The organism is Mucilaginibacter sp. 14171R-50 (assembly GCF_010093045.1).
Lineage (GTDB): Bacteria > Bacteroidota > Bacteroidia > Sphingobacteriales > Sphingobacteriaceae > Mucilaginibacter.
The window spans coordinates 489,622-509,537 of the sequence record NZ_CP048115.1 but is presented as its reverse complement, the minus strand read 5'-3'; the positions used below and the strand labels follow the sequence as shown (position 1 = coordinate 509,537).

Annotated in this window: 21 protein-coding genes; 9 read left to right on the top strand and 12 right to left on the bottom strand. The window is 43.5% G+C overall.

Annotated features, from left to right (window positions below; genetic code table 11):
- Positions 1 to 62: 62 nt before the first annotated feature.
- The 9 genes from GWR56_RS02385 to GWR56_RS02345 all read right to left on the bottom strand — a co-directional run bounded on the left by GWR56_RS02385 (position 63) and on the right by GWR56_RS02345 (position 7,540).
- A complete protein-coding gene (locus tag GWR56_RS02385; RefSeq protein ID WP_238395289.1) occupies positions 63 to 740 on the bottom strand; it encodes a fatty acid desaturase in 678 nt (225 codons plus the stop codon).
- Between the two features lie 65 nt (positions 741 to 805).
- On the bottom strand, positions 806 to 1,657 hold the full coding sequence (locus GWR56_RS02380; RefSeq protein ID WP_162429571.1) for a 4-hydroxy-3-methylbut-2-enyl diphosphate reductase: 852 nt from the start codon (positions 1,655 to 1,657) through the stop codon (positions 806 to 808).
- A 77-nt stretch (positions 1,658 to 1,734) separates the two neighbouring features.
- The gene (locus GWR56_RS02375) at positions 1,735 to 2,160 is read right to left on the bottom strand and encodes a DUF1801 domain-containing protein (RefSeq protein ID WP_162429570.1); all 426 of its coding nucleotides are present in this window, start codon (positions 2,158 to 2,160) and stop codon (positions 1,735 to 1,737) included.
- 84 nt (positions 2,161 to 2,244) lie between these two features.
- A complete protein-coding gene (locus GWR56_RS02370) occupies positions 2,245 to 2,910 on the bottom strand; it encodes a carotenoid biosynthesis protein (protein ID WP_162429569.1) in 666 nt (221 codons plus the stop codon).
- Complete coding sequence (locus GWR56_RS02365) at positions 2,889 to 3,977, bottom strand: glycosyltransferase family 2 protein (protein ID WP_162429568.1); 1,089 nt, start codon at positions 3,975 to 3,977, stop codon at positions 2,889 to 2,891. Before GWR56_RS02365 ends, GWR56_RS02370 begins: the two co-directional genes overlap by 22 nt.
- The gene (locus GWR56_RS02360) at positions 3,974 to 4,603 is read right to left on the bottom strand and encodes a lysophospholipid acyltransferase family protein (protein ID WP_162429567.1); all 630 of its coding nucleotides are present in this window, start codon (positions 4,601 to 4,603) and stop codon (positions 3,974 to 3,976) included. The genes GWR56_RS02365 and GWR56_RS02360 overlap by 4 nt, the downstream gene beginning before the upstream one ends.
- Positions 4,604 to 4,606: 3 nt before the next feature.
- Positions 4,607 to 5,230, bottom strand: coding sequence for a lysophospholipid acyltransferase family protein (locus GWR56_RS02355; RefSeq protein WP_162429566.1), 624 nt, complete (start codon positions 5,228 to 5,230; stop codon positions 4,607 to 4,609).
- Positions 5,227 to 6,045 carry an alpha/beta fold hydrolase gene (locus tag GWR56_RS02350; protein WP_162429565.1) on the bottom strand — a complete coding sequence of 273 codons (819 nt, stop codon included), beginning with the start codon at positions 6,043 to 6,045 and terminating at the stop codon, positions 5,227 to 5,229. The genes GWR56_RS02355 and GWR56_RS02350 overlap by 4 nt, the downstream gene beginning before the upstream one ends.
- Positions 6,046 to 6,325: 280 nt before the next feature.
- Positions 6,326 to 7,540 (bottom strand): 3-deoxy-D-manno-octulosonic acid transferase, encoded by a 1,215-nt coding sequence (locus GWR56_RS02345; protein WP_162429564.1) that lies wholly within the window; start codon positions 7,538 to 7,540, stop codon positions 6,326 to 6,328.
- 65 nt (positions 7,541 to 7,605) lie between these two features.
- Here GWR56_RS02345 and GWR56_RS02340 point away from each other — a divergent pair, with 65 nt between their 5' ends.
- The 5 genes from GWR56_RS02340 to GWR56_RS02320 are packed head-to-tail and all read left to right on the top strand — an operon-like array spanning position 7,606 to position 12,789.
- Positions 7,606 to 8,916, top strand: a complete 1,311-nt coding sequence (locus GWR56_RS02340) for a UDP-glucose/GDP-mannose dehydrogenase family protein (protein ID WP_162429563.1) — start codon at positions 7,606 to 7,608, stop codon at positions 8,914 to 8,916.
- Positions 8,916 to 9,902, top strand: a complete 987-nt coding sequence (locus tag GWR56_RS02335) for a UDP-glucuronic acid decarboxylase family protein (protein WP_162429562.1) — start codon at positions 8,916 to 8,918, stop codon at positions 9,900 to 9,902. The genes GWR56_RS02340 and GWR56_RS02335 overlap by 1 nt, the downstream gene beginning before the upstream one ends.
- A 54-nt stretch (positions 9,903 to 9,956) precedes the next feature.
- Entirely contained in the window at positions 9,957 to 10,976 is a 1,020-nt protein-coding gene (gene galE / locus GWR56_RS02330) for a UDP-glucose 4-epimerase GalE (RefSeq protein ID WP_162429561.1), read from the top strand.
- A 20-nt stretch (positions 10,977 to 10,996) separates the two neighbouring features.
- A complete protein-coding gene (gene rfbB / locus GWR56_RS02325; protein ID WP_162429560.1) occupies positions 10,997 to 12,049 on the top strand; it encodes a dTDP-glucose 4,6-dehydratase in 1,053 nt (350 codons plus the stop codon).
- A 2-nt stretch (positions 12,050 to 12,051) separates the two neighbouring features.
- The gene (locus GWR56_RS02320; protein WP_162429559.1) at positions 12,052 to 12,789 is read left to right on the top strand and encodes a tyrosine-protein phosphatase; all 738 of its coding nucleotides are present in this window, start codon (positions 12,052 to 12,054) and stop codon (positions 12,787 to 12,789) included.
- Between the two features lie 133 nt (positions 12,790 to 12,922).
- Here the strand turns inward: GWR56_RS02320 and GWR56_RS02315 are convergent, their stop codons facing one another.
- A complete protein-coding gene (locus GWR56_RS02315) occupies positions 12,923 to 14,161 on the bottom strand; it encodes an ABC transporter permease (protein ID WP_162429558.1) in 1,239 nt (412 codons plus the stop codon).
- Positions 14,162 to 14,330: 169 nt separating this feature from the next.
- Entirely contained in the window at positions 14,331 to 14,684 is a 354-nt protein-coding gene (locus tag GWR56_RS02310) for an iron-sulfur cluster assembly accessory protein (protein WP_162429557.1), read from the bottom strand.
- Between the two features lie 89 nt (positions 14,685 to 14,773).
- On the opposite strand from GWR56_RS02310, the gene GWR56_RS02305 reads away from it, so the two are divergent.
- The 4 genes from GWR56_RS02305 to GWR56_RS02290 all read left to right on the top strand — a co-directional run bounded on the left by GWR56_RS02305 (position 14,774) and on the right by GWR56_RS02290 (position 19,261).
- The gene (locus GWR56_RS02305) at positions 14,774 to 15,304 is read left to right on the top strand and encodes a hypothetical protein (protein ID WP_162429556.1); all 531 of its coding nucleotides are present in this window, start codon (positions 14,774 to 14,776) and stop codon (positions 15,302 to 15,304) included.
- Between the two features lie 4 nt (positions 15,305 to 15,308).
- Positions 15,309 to 16,856, top strand: coding sequence for a methylmalonyl-CoA mutase (locus GWR56_RS02300; RefSeq protein WP_162429555.1), 1,548 nt, complete (start codon positions 15,309 to 15,311; stop codon positions 16,854 to 16,856).
- 309 nt (positions 16,857 to 17,165) lie between these two features.
- On the top strand, positions 17,166 to 18,590 hold the full coding sequence (dnaA, locus tag GWR56_RS02295; RefSeq protein WP_129876159.1) for a chromosomal replication initiator protein DnaA: 1,425 nt from the start codon (positions 17,166 to 17,168) through the stop codon (positions 18,588 to 18,590).
- 215 nt (positions 18,591 to 18,805) lie between these two features.
- A complete protein-coding gene (locus tag GWR56_RS02290; RefSeq protein WP_162429554.1) occupies positions 18,806 to 19,261 on the top strand; it encodes a nuclear transport factor 2 family protein in 456 nt (151 codons plus the stop codon).
- Between the two features lie 56 nt (positions 19,262 to 19,317).
- On the opposite strand, the gene GWR56_RS02285 is transcribed toward GWR56_RS02290, so the two are convergent.
- A complete protein-coding gene (locus GWR56_RS02285; RefSeq protein WP_162429553.1) occupies positions 19,318 to 19,866 on the bottom strand; it encodes a type 1 glutamine amidotransferase domain-containing protein in 549 nt (182 codons plus the stop codon).
- Positions 19,867 to 19,916 lie beyond the last annotated feature (50 nt).

Here is a 19,916-nt window from a genome sequence, read left to right as displayed (position 1 = left end):
ATAGGTGTACAATACTCAGAATCCTTCTTTGGAGAGAAAAGAAAGTAACATCCACTAACGGTTCATTTACTCTCTTTTACCTTCCATAACCTCCACCAGGGTACCCAGGGTGCATCGTGATGCTCATAATGATAGCCAAAAAAGTAGCAGGAAATAAAGGCGAAAAAATGATTGCGCGGCAAACTGCGCGAATGGTGCTTGTTACCATGTTCGCCTTTGTGAGGCAAATAGGTGCCGAAATAAAAAAGTTGCAGCGTGCTTAGTAGCGAAGGCACAACCCAGAAAAGGATAAGGTTTTGCTGGGGTATCCATATTTTTAAAATATTAAATATTATGGCCATTACCACGATTTGCCAAATGGACAGATAGTTGCGAATAAACCTTACATACCAGCTAAAAAAGTTGCCTTTATGATAGTCGGGGTCGGCATCAGTATGTACATGGTTATGGTGCTGATGATGTTTGGAGTATAACTTGGGATACCAGAACGAGGCATACAGAAACGTACAGATAAAGCCTGCCGCATCATTTATTTTTTTATTGGGTGCAATAGTGCCGTGCATGGCATCGTGCGCGGTGATGAATAAACCTGTATACAGGTGCATTTGCAATAATATGAACAGGTAAACCAGGGGGTTTTTAAGATCCACATGCCATTGCATTAATAAGCCAATTGAGAGGGCCCAACTGCCCAGTACAAGCAAGGCAATTAATAAACCGGTGTATGATGATCTTTGCAAAATAACAGCCTCCTATAAAATCCCTCTGTAAGGCAGAGACATTTATTCAAGCAAATAGCGTGCGGTTAATATTTCTCAAGCTCGGCTTTTACCTGTTGCATCAGCCACATGGGTGTTGATGTTGCCCCGGCAATGCCAACTTTGTCGCCCGGCACAAACATGGTTTTATCCAACTCGCTTATTGATGATACGAAATAGGTGTTTGGATTATGTTTACGGCAAACTTCGTAAAGCACCTTGCCATTAGAAGATTTTCTGCCTGACACAAAAACCACCTTGTTAAATTTTGCCACAAAAGCTGGTAGGTCTTTGTCGCGGTTACTTACCTGCCGGCAAATAGTATCGTTAGCTTTTACCTCGTAACCGCGCGAAAGCAGCTGTTCTTTTACATTGTAAAACTTCTCCATGCTTTTGGTGGTTTGGCTGTACAAGGTAAAGCTGTGGGGCAGTTCAGCATCGTCAAGTTCAGAAATGTCCTGGAAAACCAGGGCGTCGCCGTTTGTTTGCCCCTGCAAGCCAACAACCTCGGCATGGCCGTGCTTACCAAATATCAGGATCTTTTCGTTTGTGTCATATGACGTTTTGATGCGGTTTTGCAGTTTTAAAACCACCGGGCACGATGCATCTATCAGGGTGATGTTATTTTCTAAAGCTATTTTGTAAGTTTCGGGGGCTTCACCATGTGCGCGTATCAGCACTTTTTCGTTATGCAGGTCCGCCAGTTCGTCATGACCAATGATACGCAACCCCATCGCTTTCAGGCGTTCAACTTCCTCGTCATTGTGCACAATATCGCCCAGGCAATATAAATAGCCATCTTCGGCCAGTATCTCTTCGGCCATATCAATGGCATAAACTACCCCAAAGCAAAAGCCCGAGTCCTGATCAATAGTAACCTGTAGCTGATAATCACCCATGTTATTGCAAAAATACTAAATTCTAAACGCTAAATATTAAAATACGATATCAGAAGTGCTTCGGTTTACGGTCAATTTTAAGCTGTAACCTCAAAACCGTATTTTATGGCAGTTTCAAGCGTGCTGAGGTTAATGTCTTTTAAGGTTTTAAACTTAATGCAATACCCGGTTACGGTGGCCTTGCCTAATTCATTTCCGTAGGTTTGTTGCAGGTAAGCTTTATCGGCGATACCAAGGACATATATAGAAATACCCGCACTGTTCGCGCTCATGCCAACCTGGTAAAATTCTTTTGTTGTTCCATCAGCGTATTTGATCAAACGTGCCCCATACCCGATACTGGGATTGCTTACGGTTTTATTTTCGCTGTTCTTGCCATCCAGAAACCAAAGTTTACCTGTGGGATGTATTTGAAGTATGCGCGTATGCAACTCTTCCATATCCTTCCGTTTGGGCCCGGGCTGGCTGGCAATATAGTTTTTGATCTCTTGGTGTATGTTCATGCAAGGTGTTGAATTGGATATCAATTAGGAATGAATTTCGGGATATTTAGTCCACAAAACGAATGGAGAACACTGTAATCCAGATTATAATGGCCATAATCCTATTACTAAATTCAGTGCCCCAAAAAATACAAATTCGGTTATTAACAATGCCGGTGCAGCAATACCTTGCTTTTTGAAATTAAAAAGTTCAAAAACGTAAAGCATAACAGCCCCAACCAAAAACCAGCAGGCGTAATTTTTTAATGGAATGCTGCCTGCGATCCATTGCCAATAGTTAAACTTTATGGCCACGGGTTCTATCAAAACATCAAGCAACACTAATAACCCGGCGCCTGTTACCACCCGTACAAAACCGTTTTTAAGCCCGCTGCGCTGCATAGTAACACCCGCCGAATATACCAGCAAAAACCAGTTGACGCCTATCATTAAGGGTATATCAAACATCTTTACACCAAGCGTTGTGCCATAGGCATAATTACCAAACAACCAGCCTTTATGTACACCTATCCACTCGGCAAAGAAGCCCAGCCAAAAAACCACAAGGATAAACGCCTTGAACCGGCCGCTCAGCTTATAGTGGCCAAATACTATTGTTAACAGCATGAGCAACAAATGCCACGGAACTACTTGCAAAAAAAGAGGCCTTGTAGCAGGCAGGCTAAGGCCCACCAGCCCAACTGCGTGGAACAGAATAATTACCCCAACCGCAATGCGTGGTGCAATGCTCATATTTTGCGGCCTTTCCATTCAGTTGTTTTTGTGATGTGTTTTTGTATAGATGTAAGGCCTATAAATAGCAGGCTCAGCATTTGTATAGGGTGTAAAACTACATTCAGTAAGGCGTTTTGCCCGGCGGATAACGAGATCATGACGCGCGTAAGGGCAATTAGTCCTGTCATCATTAGTATAAGGTTCAGGTTTAATGTCATAACTATTATTGCCGGGCCGCCAATTATCAGCAGCAGGTATACTAAAAAACCTATAATGTTATAATTAAAAGCTGCCAGGAAGTTTTTGCCGAAACCGTTTACAGCTTCGCTATAGCTACTGTACATACGGCAGCTTATCATGTTGTTAGCCAGCAAAGCCTCGCCGTTAAGTTGCGACCCTTTTACTAATTTCATGATCTCTACATCTTCTACCACTTTATTTTTAGCCATTTGATGCCATTGGTATTTATGATAATCGGCAGCGTTAAACAGCATGAACTGGCCACTGGCGGCCGCAACCGCGGCGCTTTTTATAAGATATACCAGCCGCAGCGGCAACAGGTTCAGCAAAATATAGTGCATTAGCGGCACCGTCATTTTTTCGCCGAAGGTAACCATGGTTTGATTGGTAAACAAGCTTAACAGGCTCAGGTCGCGCAGGTTCATGCGGTGTATCGCGCTGTTAAAAAGTCCCTTTTCAACCTTTTCATCAGCATCTAAAAACAGGTAATATTTGCCGGTAGCCTGTTTGGCTAACTGATAACACGCATAATTTTTACCCAGCCAACCGTTTGCCAGTGGCTTACCCTTCAAAACTTTGAAATGATCATGGCCATTGGCGAATGCTTCGCAAAGGGCATAAGTATTATCAGTCGAGTTGTCATCTAATACGATCACCTCATAGTTTTTATAATCCTGTGCGTAGATAGACCGTAGCAGGGTAAGGATATTGTCGGCTTCGTTGCGTGCCGGTATCAAAACTGATAATTTGCTTTCGTAATGTTTACCAATACGCGGCAGTTTTGGGTTCGATAAAAAATTGAACAGCGTAACCGTAAAGCGCAGTATCAAAAAAATAAAGCTGATTAAAAGAGCTATGATCACGGTATGTCAATTTCGGTTTGTTGCTGTTTGGATGATTGATAGTGTTGCTGATAGCTGCTTTGCAGGTCGTTGATGGTTTTGCCTTTAAAATTATCATCCTCCCGTTTTAAATAAACGGTAACTGTTGGCTTTTTGTGCTGTAAGTATTGAATAAAAGTTGCGGCAAAAATTACCTGGTAATGGTCCGTGGCGTTTTCAATAAGTTTCATAATACCTTTTTGAAAGGTAACATGGCTGGTAAAATTGGAGAACAGCCTGCCTTGCGGAAACATGAGTACCAGGTTATCAGGGTCGCTTAATAATTGCGATGCATAATTAAGCGACCGGAGCATATCTCTTGAACCCTTGTTAACCGAAAAAGCCCCGCCATAACGCAACGAGCTTACCTTTTTGGCCGTTTCCTGCAATATCATTACATGAAAATTCTTTTTAAAAAGTTTTTCGTTTAAGCAAAATAATAAAAGGGCGTCCCAAAAACTAAAGTGATTGGCTATTAACAGTACCGACTTGTTTTTGTCAACCTCTGCATTGTTGTATATAAATTCATGAAATTCCTTCCCCACAAGCCATTTCACATAAGCTCTAAAGATCCATTTTGCTACCGGGTTTTTCTTGGGGTACAGCATAGGTTAGTGCTCAACGTGTATTTGTGCCTGTAATGCCTGTTGATGAAAGGCATTTATTTTTGCTGTCAGTTCATCAAACGATACCTCGCCCGCCACGCCGCAATCAAATAAATGGAAGTAAACAGAGGGCTTCAGGCTCTCAAAATAATCGATCAGGGCGCAGTTGTACACGATCTGGCAGGGGCCTTTTATGTTTTTAATGAGGCGTTCTATGCCCTTTTCAACCTTGATCTCGGTAGTGTGGTTGGATATCAGTTCACCCTGCGGAAAAACAACCACCAGGTTTTCGGGATCATTGAGCAATCCTGCCGCGTACTGTAATGATTTTATCATCTCCCGCGAAGAACGGTTGATGGAGAAACCACCAAAAAGATTCAGCAGCATACGTTTTTGCAAGTGGTCTTCCTGCATCATAATATACAGGTGCCGGTTAAGGTGCCAGTAGGCAAGGTAATTCCCCCAAAGCCCGTCCCACCAGCTAAAGTGATTGCAAAGCAGCAATACCGAATGGACTGGTTTCGGCGTAAACGGCGTAACAACAAGCCTGTTAAAAGCCTTGCGCATGCGGTAGCGCATATATATAGCAAACCAGTTGCTAAAAAGCTTTACTCTGCGGGCGGGTATCATTGTTGTAAATTTACTAAATACTCATCTAATTGCCGGGTAACCAGCCAGTGGCCCATATTCACCTCGTGCACATCGGCATTTTGCACTTTGTCAATAAATGACCGGGCAGCCTTCATCGGAAATAAGTTATCGTATTTGCCAAATATCAGCCGGCACTTAATATGATGCTGATTGATGAGGGTGGCTATCTTTTGCGTATCGGGCTTCACTAATCGGATAAGATTTAAGGTATAATAAACATCCTGCCGTTTTTGTTCGGTATCAATTTCATTATAGGCTATCTGGTGCAGGCTATCGTCTATAAACCTTATTTTTTTTAGGCTATTGAGCACCGCCGGGGCCAGCCATTTGCTTTTAGTTACGGTTTTAAACATATACCGCCCCCATGGTTTGTGCAATAAAATTTCAAAGCCCTTATAAACCGCCAACCCGTCCGGGGCCATTAAAATAACCTCGTCTATCAGGCCGGGGTATTCTTCTACCAGTAAAAGTGCAATATTGGCGCCTATTGAATACCCCAATACCGAAAACCTTTGCCTACCGTGCAGCTTAAACCATTCTTCTGCATATTGCTTTACCATTTCGCGGGGCATGCCGGTAAGTATCTGTGCTTCTGTCCAGTCGCCCAATTGGCTGCCGCCATGAAAAAAATGGTCGAAACCATAAACATGGTACTCCCGCAGGATAGAATTTTCGAGCACATGGAACTGCCTGCCCGTCATGCCATACCCATGAAACGCCAGCAGGGGTTTACCGCCGCTGCCATATTCATGATAATGCACCTTACCCAAGCCGGAAATATTCAAGAAGCCCATAGGGGCAATATTAAGAAAATGAACCGGGATGAAACGGATTTTAACGATTTACAGATTTAAAACCTATATATGCTAAACTTACAACATCAGCTACTTGGCCCAAACTGGGTTAACATGGTCAACACAATTTTTAATAAAATTTTTATAAAACATTAATAATCAAATATTTATATAAACAACGCACTAAAAAGTGTTAACCATGATTGGCTTAGGGTGAGGCATCACAATCAAACAACGGGAATTGCTATCCGCAGCTCCCGTTATTTAATTTAACAGGTACTTAATGCCTCTCTTTAATATAACCCATTATTGTATCTGTGGCGCCTATATGCTGCTGCACATAGTTTTTGGCAAGGTTAGCCGCTATAAGCCGCGCGGCATCATCATTCATCAATGTACCGGCTATACTGTTTAGTTCTTCCTGGTTTGTTATACTAAAGCCGGCGCGTATATCTACCAAGTCGCGGGCTTCTTTGAACTTAGCGTACCTGGGGCCAAATATTACCGGCATGCCAAAGGCCGCTGCTTCCAGCGTATTATGTATTCCCGCGCCAAAGCCACCGCCTATGTAAGCGATATCGGCATATTGGTACAGGGCGGAGAGCATACCGATGTTATCGATGACCAGGGTGGTGAGTGGTGAGTGGTGAGTGGTGAGTTGGGAGTATTTAAGTGTATTATTTTTCGGCAAGATGTTCATCAACCCGTTTATTTTATCCTCACTGATCTCGTGCGGGGCAATAATGAATTTCCAGTCGGGGTGGTGTGCAACCAAATCGGCTAACAGCTTTTCATCAGCGGGCCAGGTGCTGCCGGCTATAAATAGTTTCTGTCCTGCTTTAAACGCTGCAATTTCCGGCAGGGCTTTGGGCTGCTGCGCATTGGCCCATACCCTGTCAAAACGGGTGTCGCCGCTGATGGTAACATTGGTAATGCCCACATCATGCAGCAAGTGTTTCGAAGGTACATCCTGCAAAAAATACCAGGTTACCATTTTCAGCATTTTGCGGTGAAGGCCGCCATACCACCTGAAAAAAACCTGCCGGGGCCTGAATATGCCCGAGATTATATAGAGCGGTACATGCTGCTTGTGTAACTCGTTAAAAAAGTGGTACCAATATTCGTATTTGGTAAAAATGGCCATAACGGGCCGTATGGTATTTATAAATTTCCGGGCGTTTGCGGGGGTATCAAGCGGTAAATAATAAACCGCATCGGCCAGGGGGGTGTTTTTCCGGATCTGGTACCCTGACGGCGAAAAAAATGTAATAATGATTTTATGCTGCGGATATGACAATTTCATTTTTTCCAACACAGGGCGGCCCTGTTCAAACTCGCCTAATGATGCAAAATGGAACCAAATGCCCGATACTGAAGGTTGTATATGTTGTTCACGGCGACCGTTGATCCACAATTTTGCCTTATTGTTAAAAACAGAAACAATATGTATCAATATGTAGTATAAGTATATGCCTATGTTGTATAGTAAAATCATTTTTTACTTACGATTTATTATCTTCGCCGGGCATAAAAGTAATATATTAACGCAAAACTTAGATTATGAAAATAGCTGTTGTCGGTACAGGGTATGTTGGACTGGTAACCGGTACTTGTTTAGCAGAAACCGGGAATCAGGTAACCTGTGTTGATATTAACGAACAAAAGGTAAAAATGATGCAGGAAGGGAAGCTTCCTATATACGAACCTGGCCTTGAGTTGTTATTTCATCGCAATATCAATCAGAAACGCTTATTGTTTACAAATAACCTTGCTGATGCCATTGCAGACGCGGAGATCATTTTCCTGGCGTTGCCAACGCCTCCCGGTGGCGATGGTTCTGCCGATCTGAGCTATGTTTTAGGTGCTGCAAAAGATATTGCTAAATTGATTACCGATTATAAAGTGATCGTAACCAAATCTACCGTTCCGGTAGGGACAGCCGATAAAGTAACCGCGGTTTTAAAAGCAAACACCGATATAGGATGTGCGGTAGTATCAAACCCGGAGTTTTTACGCGAAGGTGTGGCTGTTGAAGATTTTATGAAGCCCGACCGTGTGGTTGTAGGCACTACTGACGAACGCGCCCGTAAGTTAATGGGCGAGCTTTATGCTCCTTATGTACGCCAGGGTAACCCCATAATATTTATGGACGAGCGATCATCTGAGTTGACTAAGTATGCGGCCAACTCTTTCCTGGCAACAAAAATATCGTTCATGAACGAAGTGGCCAACTTATGCGAACTGGTTGGCGCTGATGTTGATATGGTACGCCGGGGGATAGGCGCCGATAACCGTATTGGTAACCGCTTCCTGTTTTCGGGTATTGGTTACGGTGGCAGCTGTTTCCCTAAAGATGTACAGGCACTGGCGAAATCTGCTCAGGAGAATCAATACGACTTCAAGATACTCAACTCGGTGATGGAAGTTAACGAGATACAGAAGAAGGTATTAGTGCAAAAAGTAAGAAAATATTACAATAACGACCTGAAGGGGAAGAAATTTGCGATGTGGGGCCTGGCATTTAAACCGGAGACTGACGATATACGCGAAGCCCCTGCATTGTACATAATTGATGAGTTGCTGGCAGCGGGGGCCGAGCTAACCGTTTTTGACCCCGAGGGTATGAATAACGTTAAAGCCTTACTTGGCGATAAAATACAATATGGTACCGACCCGTATACAACCGCCGACGGCGCGGATGCGTTACTGATAGTTACCGAGTGGTCATTGTTCAGAACGCCGGATTTTGAGCAACTGTCCGGACTTTTAAAAAGCAAGGTTATATTTGATGGCAGGAACCTTTACGATCTGCAAAAAATGATCGATCTGGGTTATTACTACAACAGCATCGGCAGAAAGGTAATTAACTAATGGTACAACGCAAGCGTATTCTGATCACCGGTGCGGCCGGGTTTTTGGGCTCGCATTTATGCGACAGGTTTATAAAGGAAGATTACCATGTGATTGGCATGGACAACCTGATAACGGGCGACCTGCGAAACATTGAGCACCTTTTTAAACTGGAGAATTTTGAGTTTTATAACCACGATGTTTCCAAATTTGTGTATGTGCCGGGTAAGTTAGATTACATATTGCATTTCGCATCGCCTGCAAGCCCTATCGATTATTTAAAGATCCCTATTCAAACACTAAAGGTGGGCTCGTTAGGCACCCATAATTTATTGGGCCTGGCCCGTTCAAAGGCGGCCCGGATGCTTATCGCTTCAACTTCTGAGGTTTACGGCGACCCGAATATAAACCCGCAGCCTGAGGAGTACTGGGGTAACGTTAACCCTGTTGGCCCCCGCGGTGTTTACGACGAGGCTAAACGTTTCCAGGAGGCTATTACCATGGCTTACCATACCTTTCATGGGCTGGAAACACGTATTGTACGCATATTTAACACGTATGGCCCCCGTATGCGCCTAAACGATGGCCGCGTTTTACCGGCCTTTATTGGCCAGGCCTTACGCGGCGAACCGCTGACCATGTTTGGCGATGGGTCGCAAACCCGCTCGTTTTGCTATGTTGACGATCTGATAGAAGGTATCTATAGGTTATTGCACAGCGATTACGCGCAGCCGATGAATATTGGCAACCCCGATGAGATAACCATTCGGGAGTTTGGCGAGGAAATAATAAAGCTCACCGGTACCAACCAGCAAATGATAAGCCTGCCGCTGCCTACAGACGATCCGAAACAACGCCGCCCTGATATTACTAAAGCAAGAAGTATTTTGGGCTGGGAGCCAAAAGTATCGCGAAGCGAAGGTTTGAAGATCACCTACGAGTATTTTAAATCGCTGCCCGAAAAAGATATACTGCATAAAGATTTTACGTATTATAACAAACAATAAGCTTTTCAGTCGCTTGGCGGTGTAGCTTTAAATTTTACCTTTTAAAAACATGCTATGAAAATTTTAGTGACCGGGGGCCTGGGGTTTATTGGATCGCATACGGTAGTAGAACTGGTAAATGCAGGTTACGACCCGGTAATTATCGACGATCTTTCTAACTCAAACGTCAGAATATTAGATCAGATCGCTAAGATAATCGGCTATAAACCGGCTTTTCACGAATTTGATCTGTGCGATGCAAAGGCGGTAAAAGATTTTGCGGCTAACAACCCCGATATTGGTGGTATTATTCATTTCGCGGCTTCTAAGGCGGTTGGCGAATCGGTGCAATTACCGCTAAAGTATTACCGCAATAATTTTTATTCGCTTATCAACATCCTGCAGGCTTACGAAGGTAGCCCCCTAAACTTTGTTTTCTCGTCAAGCTGCACCGTGTATGGTCAGCCCGATGTTTTGCCGGTAACCGAAGATGCGCCGGTAAAACCTGCCGAATCGCCGTACGGCAACACCAAACAAATTGCCGAGGAAATATTAAGAGATGTTGTAGCGGCAGGATCAGCGTATAAAGTTATTGCATTGCGATACTTTAACCCGGTAGGGGCGCACGACAGTGCCATGATTGGCGAGTTACCCATTGGCGTTCCGCAAAACCTGGTACCATTTATTACGCAAACGGCTATAGGTAAGCGCGAAAAGCTAACGGTTTTTGGCGACAAATATGATACGCCCGATGGCAGCTGTATACGCGATTATATACACGTAGTTGATTTGGCCAGGGCACATGTAGCCGCGCTAAAGTTGATGGAGCAGCCGGGTTTTAATGGTTACGATGTATTTAACATTGGCACCGGTAAAGGATACACGGTTTTAGAGGTAATAAACGCTTTTGAACAATCAACCGGTAAAAAACTGAACTACCAGATAGGGCCGCCCCGCAGCGGCGATATCGAAAAAGTTTGGGGCGATGTAAGTAAATCAACCCAAAAGCTGCATTGGAAGGCCGAGCGCGATATTGATACCATGATGTCATCTGCCTGGGCATGGGAAAATTATATCACCCAAAACCCGTTATAACCTCATAACATTATCATCTCATGAAAAAGATAATTATCACGGGTGGCGCTGGGTTTATAGGGTCGCACGTGGTGCGGCGTTTTGTAAAAAATTATCCGGATTACACCATTATCAACCTGGATAAACTTACTTATGCAGGCAACCTGGCCAACTTAAATGATATTGAACATGCGCCAAATTATCGTTTTATTAAAGGCGATATAGTAGCGCTTGACTTTATAAACGATTTGTTTGAGCAGGAACAGCCCGACGCGGTAATACATCTTGCGGCCGAATCGCACGTAGACCGGTCTATTACCAACCCGCTGGAGTTTGTAATGACCAATGTAGTAGGTACCGTAAATCTGTTAAACGCGGCTAAGAATCTGTGGAAGGGTGTATATGATACAAAACGCTTTTACCATGTATCTACAGATGAGGTTTACGGCAGCCTGGGCAACACGGCAATGTTTACCGAGCAAACCGCCTATGATCCGCATTCTCCTTATTCAGCATCCAAAGCAAGTTCCGATCATTTTGTAAGGGCGTATTATGATACTTATGGTTTAGGCACGGTTATATCAAATTGCTCAAATAACTACGGGTCGTACCATTTTCCCGAAAAATTAATACCCCTGGCCATTAATAATATCAAGCAAAATAAGCCTGTACCCGTTTATGGTAAAGGCGAGAACGTGCGCGACTGGCTATGGGTTGAAGACCACGCCAGGGCGATAGATGTTATTTTTCATAAAGCAGCGGCGGGCACCACCTACAATATTGGCGGACACAATGAGTGGAAAAACATTGATCTGATCAGGCTGTTATGTACTATAATGGACAAAAAGCTCGGCCGCGAAACGGGGGAATCTGCTAAACTGATAACTTATGTAACAGACCGGGCCGGGCATGATCTAAGATATGCCATAGATGCTACCAAACTAAAGAATGAACTGGGCTGGGAGCCATCTATAACCTTTGAGGAAGGCCTTGAAAAAACCGTTGACTGGTACCTTGAGAACCAGGAATGGCTTAACGACGTAACATCCGGACATTACCAGGATTATTACAATGAGCAATACACTAATCGATAAAGATGTTCGGATTTTTTAAGAAAAAGGAAGTTAAACCAATTGTTAATTTCGACTACAGTTCGATTGTAACAGATATGCATTCGCATGTTTTGCCGGGTATTGATGATGGTGCGCAAAACGTAGAAGAATCCATCTTCCTCATAAAAAAAATGATGGCGCTGGGCATCAAGAAAATTATTGCCACCCCGCACATCATGATCGATTATTATCGTAACGACGCCGAAAGTATAGCTAACGCGCTTGCGATACTCAAGGCAGAACTAAAGAATCAAAACATAGATATTGATATCTCAGCCGCAGCCGAGCATTATTTTGACGAAACTTTTGAAAAGCGCCTTGAAGAACGCAAGGTTTTAACAATGGGAGATAACTACGTACTGTTTGAACTTTCTTTCGTTAGCCAACCGCCAAATACGATAGCTATTGTTCAAAAGATGACGGATATGGGTTACAAACCTATACTGGCCCATCCCGAAAGGTACGGGTATATGAGCCTGGAACAGCTAAAAATGATACACAGCTGGGGCTGCAGCTTACAGCTTAACACAATATCGCTTGCGGGTTATTACGGCAAACATTCAAAAAAGATGGCCGAAGACCTGATAGATAATAATATGGTTGATTTTATCTCGAGCGATATGCACCACCCTCGTCACGCAGCAGCGTTTGAAGCCGTACTGACTACGCCCTACCTGCAAAAGATATTAGTTGATTATCCGTTAAAAAATGTAATGCTGTAGCAGGGAATCAAGATAGTAAGAATCAAGAGACAAGACGAAGATGTAGAGGCGGGACAATAATACTAAATAGCAAGACTCAAAAAGAAATCTTTTATCTTTCTGTCCTGTCTCTTGCTTCTCTGTATTGCATCTCCTACTCGTACCGCAGCGCCTCTACAGGGTCAAGCCGGGCCGCTTTGCGTGCGGGATAAAATCCCGACGACAGGCCGATAAAAGTACATAAGCCTACTGCGCAAAACAGCCAAACCCATGGTATAATAAAAGTGCCGCTGATTTGTACAGCTATAAGGTTGCCCATACCCATCCCTAAAATAATGCCGGCAAAACAGCCTATAAGGCAAATAACAATCGCCTCAATTAAAAACTGTTTGCGTATTACCGATGGCGTTGCGCCAATAGCTTTGCGCAGCCCAATTTCGCGGGTGCGCTCCGTTACCGATACCAGCATAATGTTCATCAGGCCAATGGCAGCACCTATAAGGGTGATAGCGCCAATGGCGAAACCTGCTATGGTAATACCGGTAAGCTGCCCTGACAGTTCCTGCTGGATAGAGTCGCTCCTGGATATTTCAAAATTGTCAGGCTGGCCAATACGTGTACCGCGTATATTACGCATCAGCGATGTAGCTTCGCCTATACTGGCATCAAGCACATCGGGGCTGTTAACGTTTACGGTTATCCCAAATGATGGCTTCGAAGTGGCAGCAATTTGCCGTGCCTTTTGTACGGGGATAATACAAAATTTATCGCCTCCAAAACTGTTACTGCCCTTTGGTGCAACCACACCAATTATCCTGAACTTACTGCTGCCCAATAATATCGATTTATTTATAGGGTCTTCGTTTTTGAACAGCTTGACCTTTATTTCGTCGCCAATAATAACAACGTTGGCGCCGTGTTCAAGTTCGGACGACGAAAAATTACGTCCTAAGGCAAGCTTATGCCCCTTTATAAATAAATAATTATCGTTACTGCCCGTTACCGAAATATTGGGATTGGTTTTTATGCTGTTATACTTAGCAATGGCAGTACCCGTTACATTCAGGTCTATGCTAATGCGTGCTGGCAATTTATAAAGCTTTAAAAACCGCTCGGCCTGGTCGTAATTAATTGCCGGATAGATTTTACGGTGTCCGCCATTACCAAAGTTAATGCCGCTGCCACGGTTTTGGATAGTAAAAGAGTTGGCCCCCAGTCCTGCAAAGGCATCGTTTGTAAATTGCTTAATGCCCTCAATGGCGGTTAATATACCAACCAATGCCATGATACCTATAGCGATAATTAAAGCCGTAAGCGAAGTCCGCAGCCTGTTGCCGGCTATAGATTGTAACGCTATGGATATGTTTTCTTTGTAGGTGGTTTTTACCGGCATGCCATAAATATAAAAAACTTGATCGTATGACTATAGTGTTATGCGGTTTGTTACACACAGGCCGTTAATTATTTGTAAATATGATGGTAAGGCATACATACAGATAATACCCGCCGAACAAAAAAAGGGCCCCTGATTCAGGGGCCCTTTTCTAAATATTTTAAATTAATTACACTGAAAACGAAGTGCCGCAGCCGCAGGTACTGGCGGCATTAGGGTTATTAAAGGTAAAGCCACGGGCGTTTAAACCGTCCTGGAAATCTATCTGCATACCAGCCAGGTAAAGGCCATGCGCCTTATGCATAAACACCTTAATACCATCAATTAAAAATTCCTGGTCGCCATCTTTTCTCTGATCAAAACCTAAAACATAGTTCATACCAGAACAGCCGCCGCCTTCAACTCCCACGCGCAGTCCAAAATCGTCGGCAATTTCCTGCTGGTCTCTCAGTTTAACAAGTTCTTTAACGGCACCTTCAGTAAAGGTTACAGGTGCAGTAAGGGTTTCAGCAATAGCACTCATCTTATTTTTAATTAACTACACAAATATAAGGTAAAATGCGGATTTTTGCACCGACCGATTTATTTATGACCTCCGCCTAACATTATAAAATGATACTGTATAACTACCTTTTTGATATTTTAAAATATACCGTTGCCGGTATGGGCATTGTATATATAGCGTTTTATTTGTTTAAGCCCTATCTGGATAAAAGCAATACCTTGCAAATGCTTGAGTTTAAAAAAGCAGTAAGCTACCAAACACTGCCATTACGGTTGCAGGCTTACGAACGTTTAGTGTTATTTATAGACAGGATAAACCCGGCCAACCTGCTTATACGCCTAAATGGTAACGGCTATTCGGCAGCCGAGTTGCACAGCATTATTTTAAACGAGGTGCGCACCGAGTATCAGCATAACGTAACGCAGCAAATATATGTGAGCACACAGGCTTGGGCCATAGTAAAGCGCACAAAAGAAGATACCTTAAGCCTGATAAATAATGCGGTTAAAGCCATTCCTGATAATGCAACAGGCCTTGACCTGGGCAAGGTTATACTAACCCATTTAAGCAAACTGGATGAAGACCCCTATGAGATAGCAACCAATCTTGTACGAAAAGATCTGGATAATATATTTTAAGCATATGGCCGATAAAAAATTCACTACTATTTCCGGCATCGAGCTTAAGGAAGTTTATACAGAGCCTTCGGGTATGAATGAGTTACCGGGACAGTTCCCGTACACCCGCGGCATTCAAAAAGACATGTATCGGGGTAAACCCTGGACCATGCGGCAGTATGCAGGTTTTTCAACCGCCGAAGAAAGTAACAAGCGTTACCATTACCTGTTAAGCCAGGGTACAATGGGGCTTTCCGTAGCGTTTGACCTGCCTACACAAATAGGTTACGACAGCGACCATGAACTTGCCGAAGGCGAGGTTGGCAAAGTAGGTGTGGCGATAGATTCCCTGCAGGATATGGAAATATTGTTCGATGGCATAGCGCTGAAGGATATTACCACCAGCATGACCATTAATGCTACAGCTGCCATATTGCTGGCAATGTACATCGCGTTAGCAAAAAAACAGGGAGCAGATCTGAAACAAATTTCGGGTACGATACAAAACGATATATTAAAAGAATACGCGGCCAGGGGTACTTATATTTATCCGCCCGAACCGTCTATGCGGTTAATAACTGATATTTTTGAGTATTGCAGCAAGGAGGTGCCAAAATGGAACACGATATCCATATCCGGCTATCATATTCGCGAAGCTGGTTCAACGGCCGTGCAAGAACTGGCCTTTACTTTGGCCAACGGCAAAACATATTTAAAGGCCGCGTTAGAAAAGGGATTAGATATAAACGTATTTGCCAAACGCCTTTCGTTTTTTTTCAACTGTCACAATAATTTTTTTGAAGAAATAGCAAAGTTTAGGGCGGCACGGCGTATGTGGGCGCATATTACCGAAAACCTTGGCGCTACAGACCCGGGGGCGCAAAAGTTGCGCTTTCATACCCAAACCGGCGGCTCCACCTTGACGGCGCAGCAGCCGATGAACAATATAGTAAGGGTAAGCATGCAGGCGTTGGCTGCAGTGTTGGGCGGCACACAATCATTACACACCAATGGTTACGACGAGGCTTTGTCGCTGCCAACAGAGGCGGCTGCAAAGATCGCCCTGCGTACCCAGCAGATCATCGCGTTTGAAAGCGGCGTAACCGATACGGTTGACCCACTGGCAGGCTCGTATTTTATTGAGGCCTTAACCAATGAACTGGAAGCCGCAGCGCAAATATATATAGACAGGATAGACGCGATGGGTGGATCTGTTAAAGCCATTGAACAAGATTATATTCAGCAGGAAATAGCCGCTGCCGCCTACCAGTACCAAAACGATATTGAAAGTGGCGACCGCGTGTTGGTTGGCGTTAATAAGTTTACCCAGCAGGAGGAAGTTGCCCAAAATGTATTTAGAGTTGATGACGGCATACGCCGGCAACAAATAGATAAGCTTAACCGTTTAAAACAGAGCAGAAATAACGACCAGGTAAAAACCGCATTGCAAAATTTAGCAATTGCCGCCGGGGGTAGGGATAACCTGATGCCTTACATTTTGGCAGCTGTTGAATGCTACGCAACCCTTGGCGAAATAGCCGACACCCTGCGAAAAATATTTGGAGAATATTGAGAAGTATTATCGTCCTAATTAAGGATTTTTAGAGATGTTTTATGAAAAAAATAATCCACAAAATCCGGCAAAACGATGTTGCAACTTTAAAAAATGCGATACCGCAAAACTGACGCATAAAAGTGCCTTCTTGATGCGAAATATAATGTTAATAACTTTAATATCCGCAATAAAAAAGTGTATTTTTTCTAAATATATTTCTTAAAATTTATTTTTTTATCCGCTTTTTTTTAGAATATTCGATGTTCCGAAACGGCCGAAAAACTTGCCACTTCGGACACTGTAAATCAAGATATTACTGATACTTATATGGAAAAAACTTGTACTAACGTTTGGAATAGTTGCCTTCAGATCATAAAAGATAACATACCGGCACAAAGCTTTAAAACATGGTTTGAGCCAATAAAAGCTTTGCGTATGGAGGGTAGCGTTTTAACGATACAAGTACCAAGTTTATTCTTTTACGAGTGGCTGGAAGAGCATTACGTTGGCTTGCTGCGCAAAACAATAAAAAAACAATTGGGCGACGAAGGTCGTTTAGAGTATAACATTGTTGTTGAGCAATCATCAAGCAAGCCATACACTACCAACATGCCCTCGAACGGGAATGGTGCTGAATCTAAAAATCAGTCTATGCCAATACCTATTTCTATAAATAAGGATATTAAGAACCCGTTTGTAATCCCGGGCCTTAAAAAGCTTAATGTAGACCCGCAGCTAAACCGCAACTATACCTTCGAAAACTTTGTTGAAGGCGATTGCAACCGCTTAGCGCGTTCTGCAGGTTACGCGGTGGCTGCCAAACCCGGTGGTACATCCTTTAACCCGTTAATGATATACGGAGGGGTAGGCCTTGGTAAAACACACCTGGCCCAGGCTATTGGTAACGAAATTAAACGCACCCTGCCCGATAAACTTGTACTATACGTTAGCTGCGAAAAATTTACCCAGCAATTTGTTGATGCTTTAAAACACAATAACATAAACGATTTTGTGAACTTTTACCAGGCTATTGATGTACTGATCATGGATGATGTACACAACTTTGCCGGTAAAGAAAAAACGCAGGATTTCTTCTTCCACATATTTAACCACCTGCACCAAAGCGGTAAGCAACTGATCATTACCTCGGATAAAGCTCCCAAAGATCTGGCGGGTTTAGAAGAGCGCCTGCTGTCGCGTTTTAAATGGGGGCTTTCTGCCGATCTGCAGATCCCAGACCTGGAAACCCGTATGGCCATCCTAAAAAACAAGATCTATCAGGATGGTATCGAGTTATCTAATGATGTAGTAGAATATGTAGCCCACAACATCGATAACAATGTACGCGAGTTGGAAGGCGCCATGGTGTCGTTATTGGCTCAATCAACCCTTAACCGTAAAGAGATAGACCTGAACCTGGCCAAGCAGATGCTGAAGAATTTTGTAAAAAATTCGGCTAAGGAAATTTCAATGGAATACATTCAGAGTTTGGTTTGCGAGTATTTTGAAGTGCCGATTGAAATGGTAAAATCGCAAACCCGCAAACGCGAAATCGTTCAGGCCCGCCAGATATCGATGTACCTGGCCAAGGCACACACCAAAAGCTCATTAAAATCTATCGGTAACTTTTTTGGCGGCCGCGACCATTCTACCGTTATCTATGCCTGCCAAACTGTTGAAGACCTTATTGACACCGATAAAAAATTCAAGGGCTACGTGGCCGATATCCAAAAGAAACTAAAAATGTCGTAATTGACATGAAGATATACAGAAGCCTTGCAGAAATGTGAGGCTTCTTTGTTTTTCTTCTATCCTATGTCATTGCGCGGAGCGATAGCGACAAAGCAATCTCTTTATGCAAAATGTACACTTGTCCTAAAGAGATTGCCACGCTACGCTCGCAATGACATAGTGATCAACAATTTGATTTCTTTTATTTAAATTGCCTCAACCAATCAACACAAATTATGAAAACCTTGTTACTTGCGACGCTGATTTTGGCTTTAAGCGCGCCTGCTTTTTGCCAAACCGATCAGGACGATATCAAAAAAACCATTACCACCATGTTTGACGGCATGCGTAAGGGCGATAGCACTATGCTGCGGTCAACCTTTCATAAAGATATGGTGCTGCAAAGTGTGGTGAACAAAAGGGATGGCTCTACTGTGCTGCTGACAGAAAAAGCCGATGAGTTTGTAAAACAAGTTGGCACCCCTCATAAAGAAATATACGACGAGCGTATCACCTGGGGCGATATTAAAGTAGACGGGGACCTGGCCAGCGCGTGGACGCCTTACAAATTTTATGTAGGCGAAAAGTTTAGTCATTGCGGGGTTGATTTTTACCAGTTAATGAAAACCGCCGCCGGCTGGAAGATCATTTATATTGTTGATACCCGCCGTACAGGTAACTGCCCCGAGTAAGGTGACTGCTTAACAATATTACCATGCGCCATAAGTAATGACGCATGGTCTTTTATTTAAACATGAATGCCTTCGGCAATTTCCTCAATTGTTTTTTGGTTAAAGGCGTCAAGGTCGGCAGGGCGGCGGCTTGTTACCAACCCGCTGTCAGTAACAACTTCTTCGTCAACCCAATCTGCGCCGGCATTCTTAAGGTCGGTTTGCAGGGAAGGATAGGAGGTGAGGCGACGGCCTTTCAGCATATTCGTTTCTATCAGCAACTGTGGGCCATGGCAAATGGCCGCAAGTGGTTTGCCTTCATCTAAAAAGGCCGATGCAAAGGCCACGGCATCTTTATTCTGTCGCAATTTATCCGGGTTTAATACGCCCCCGGGCAGCACCAGTGCGTCGTAATCATCCGGACTAACATCGCTCAGGTTTTTGTCTACGTCAACTTCTATGCCCCATTTATCCTTGTCCCAGGCTTTGATCTTGCCGCTTTTTGGTGATATGATATGCACGGTTGCGCCCGCGGCTTCCAATGCTTCTTTAGGGCTGGTTAATTCAACCTGCTCAAATCCTTCTTCAGTAAGCATTGCTACTTTTTTATTACTTAAATCAGCCATAACTGTAATTTTTTATAGATTATACTTCAATGTATATTAACTACAAGTGG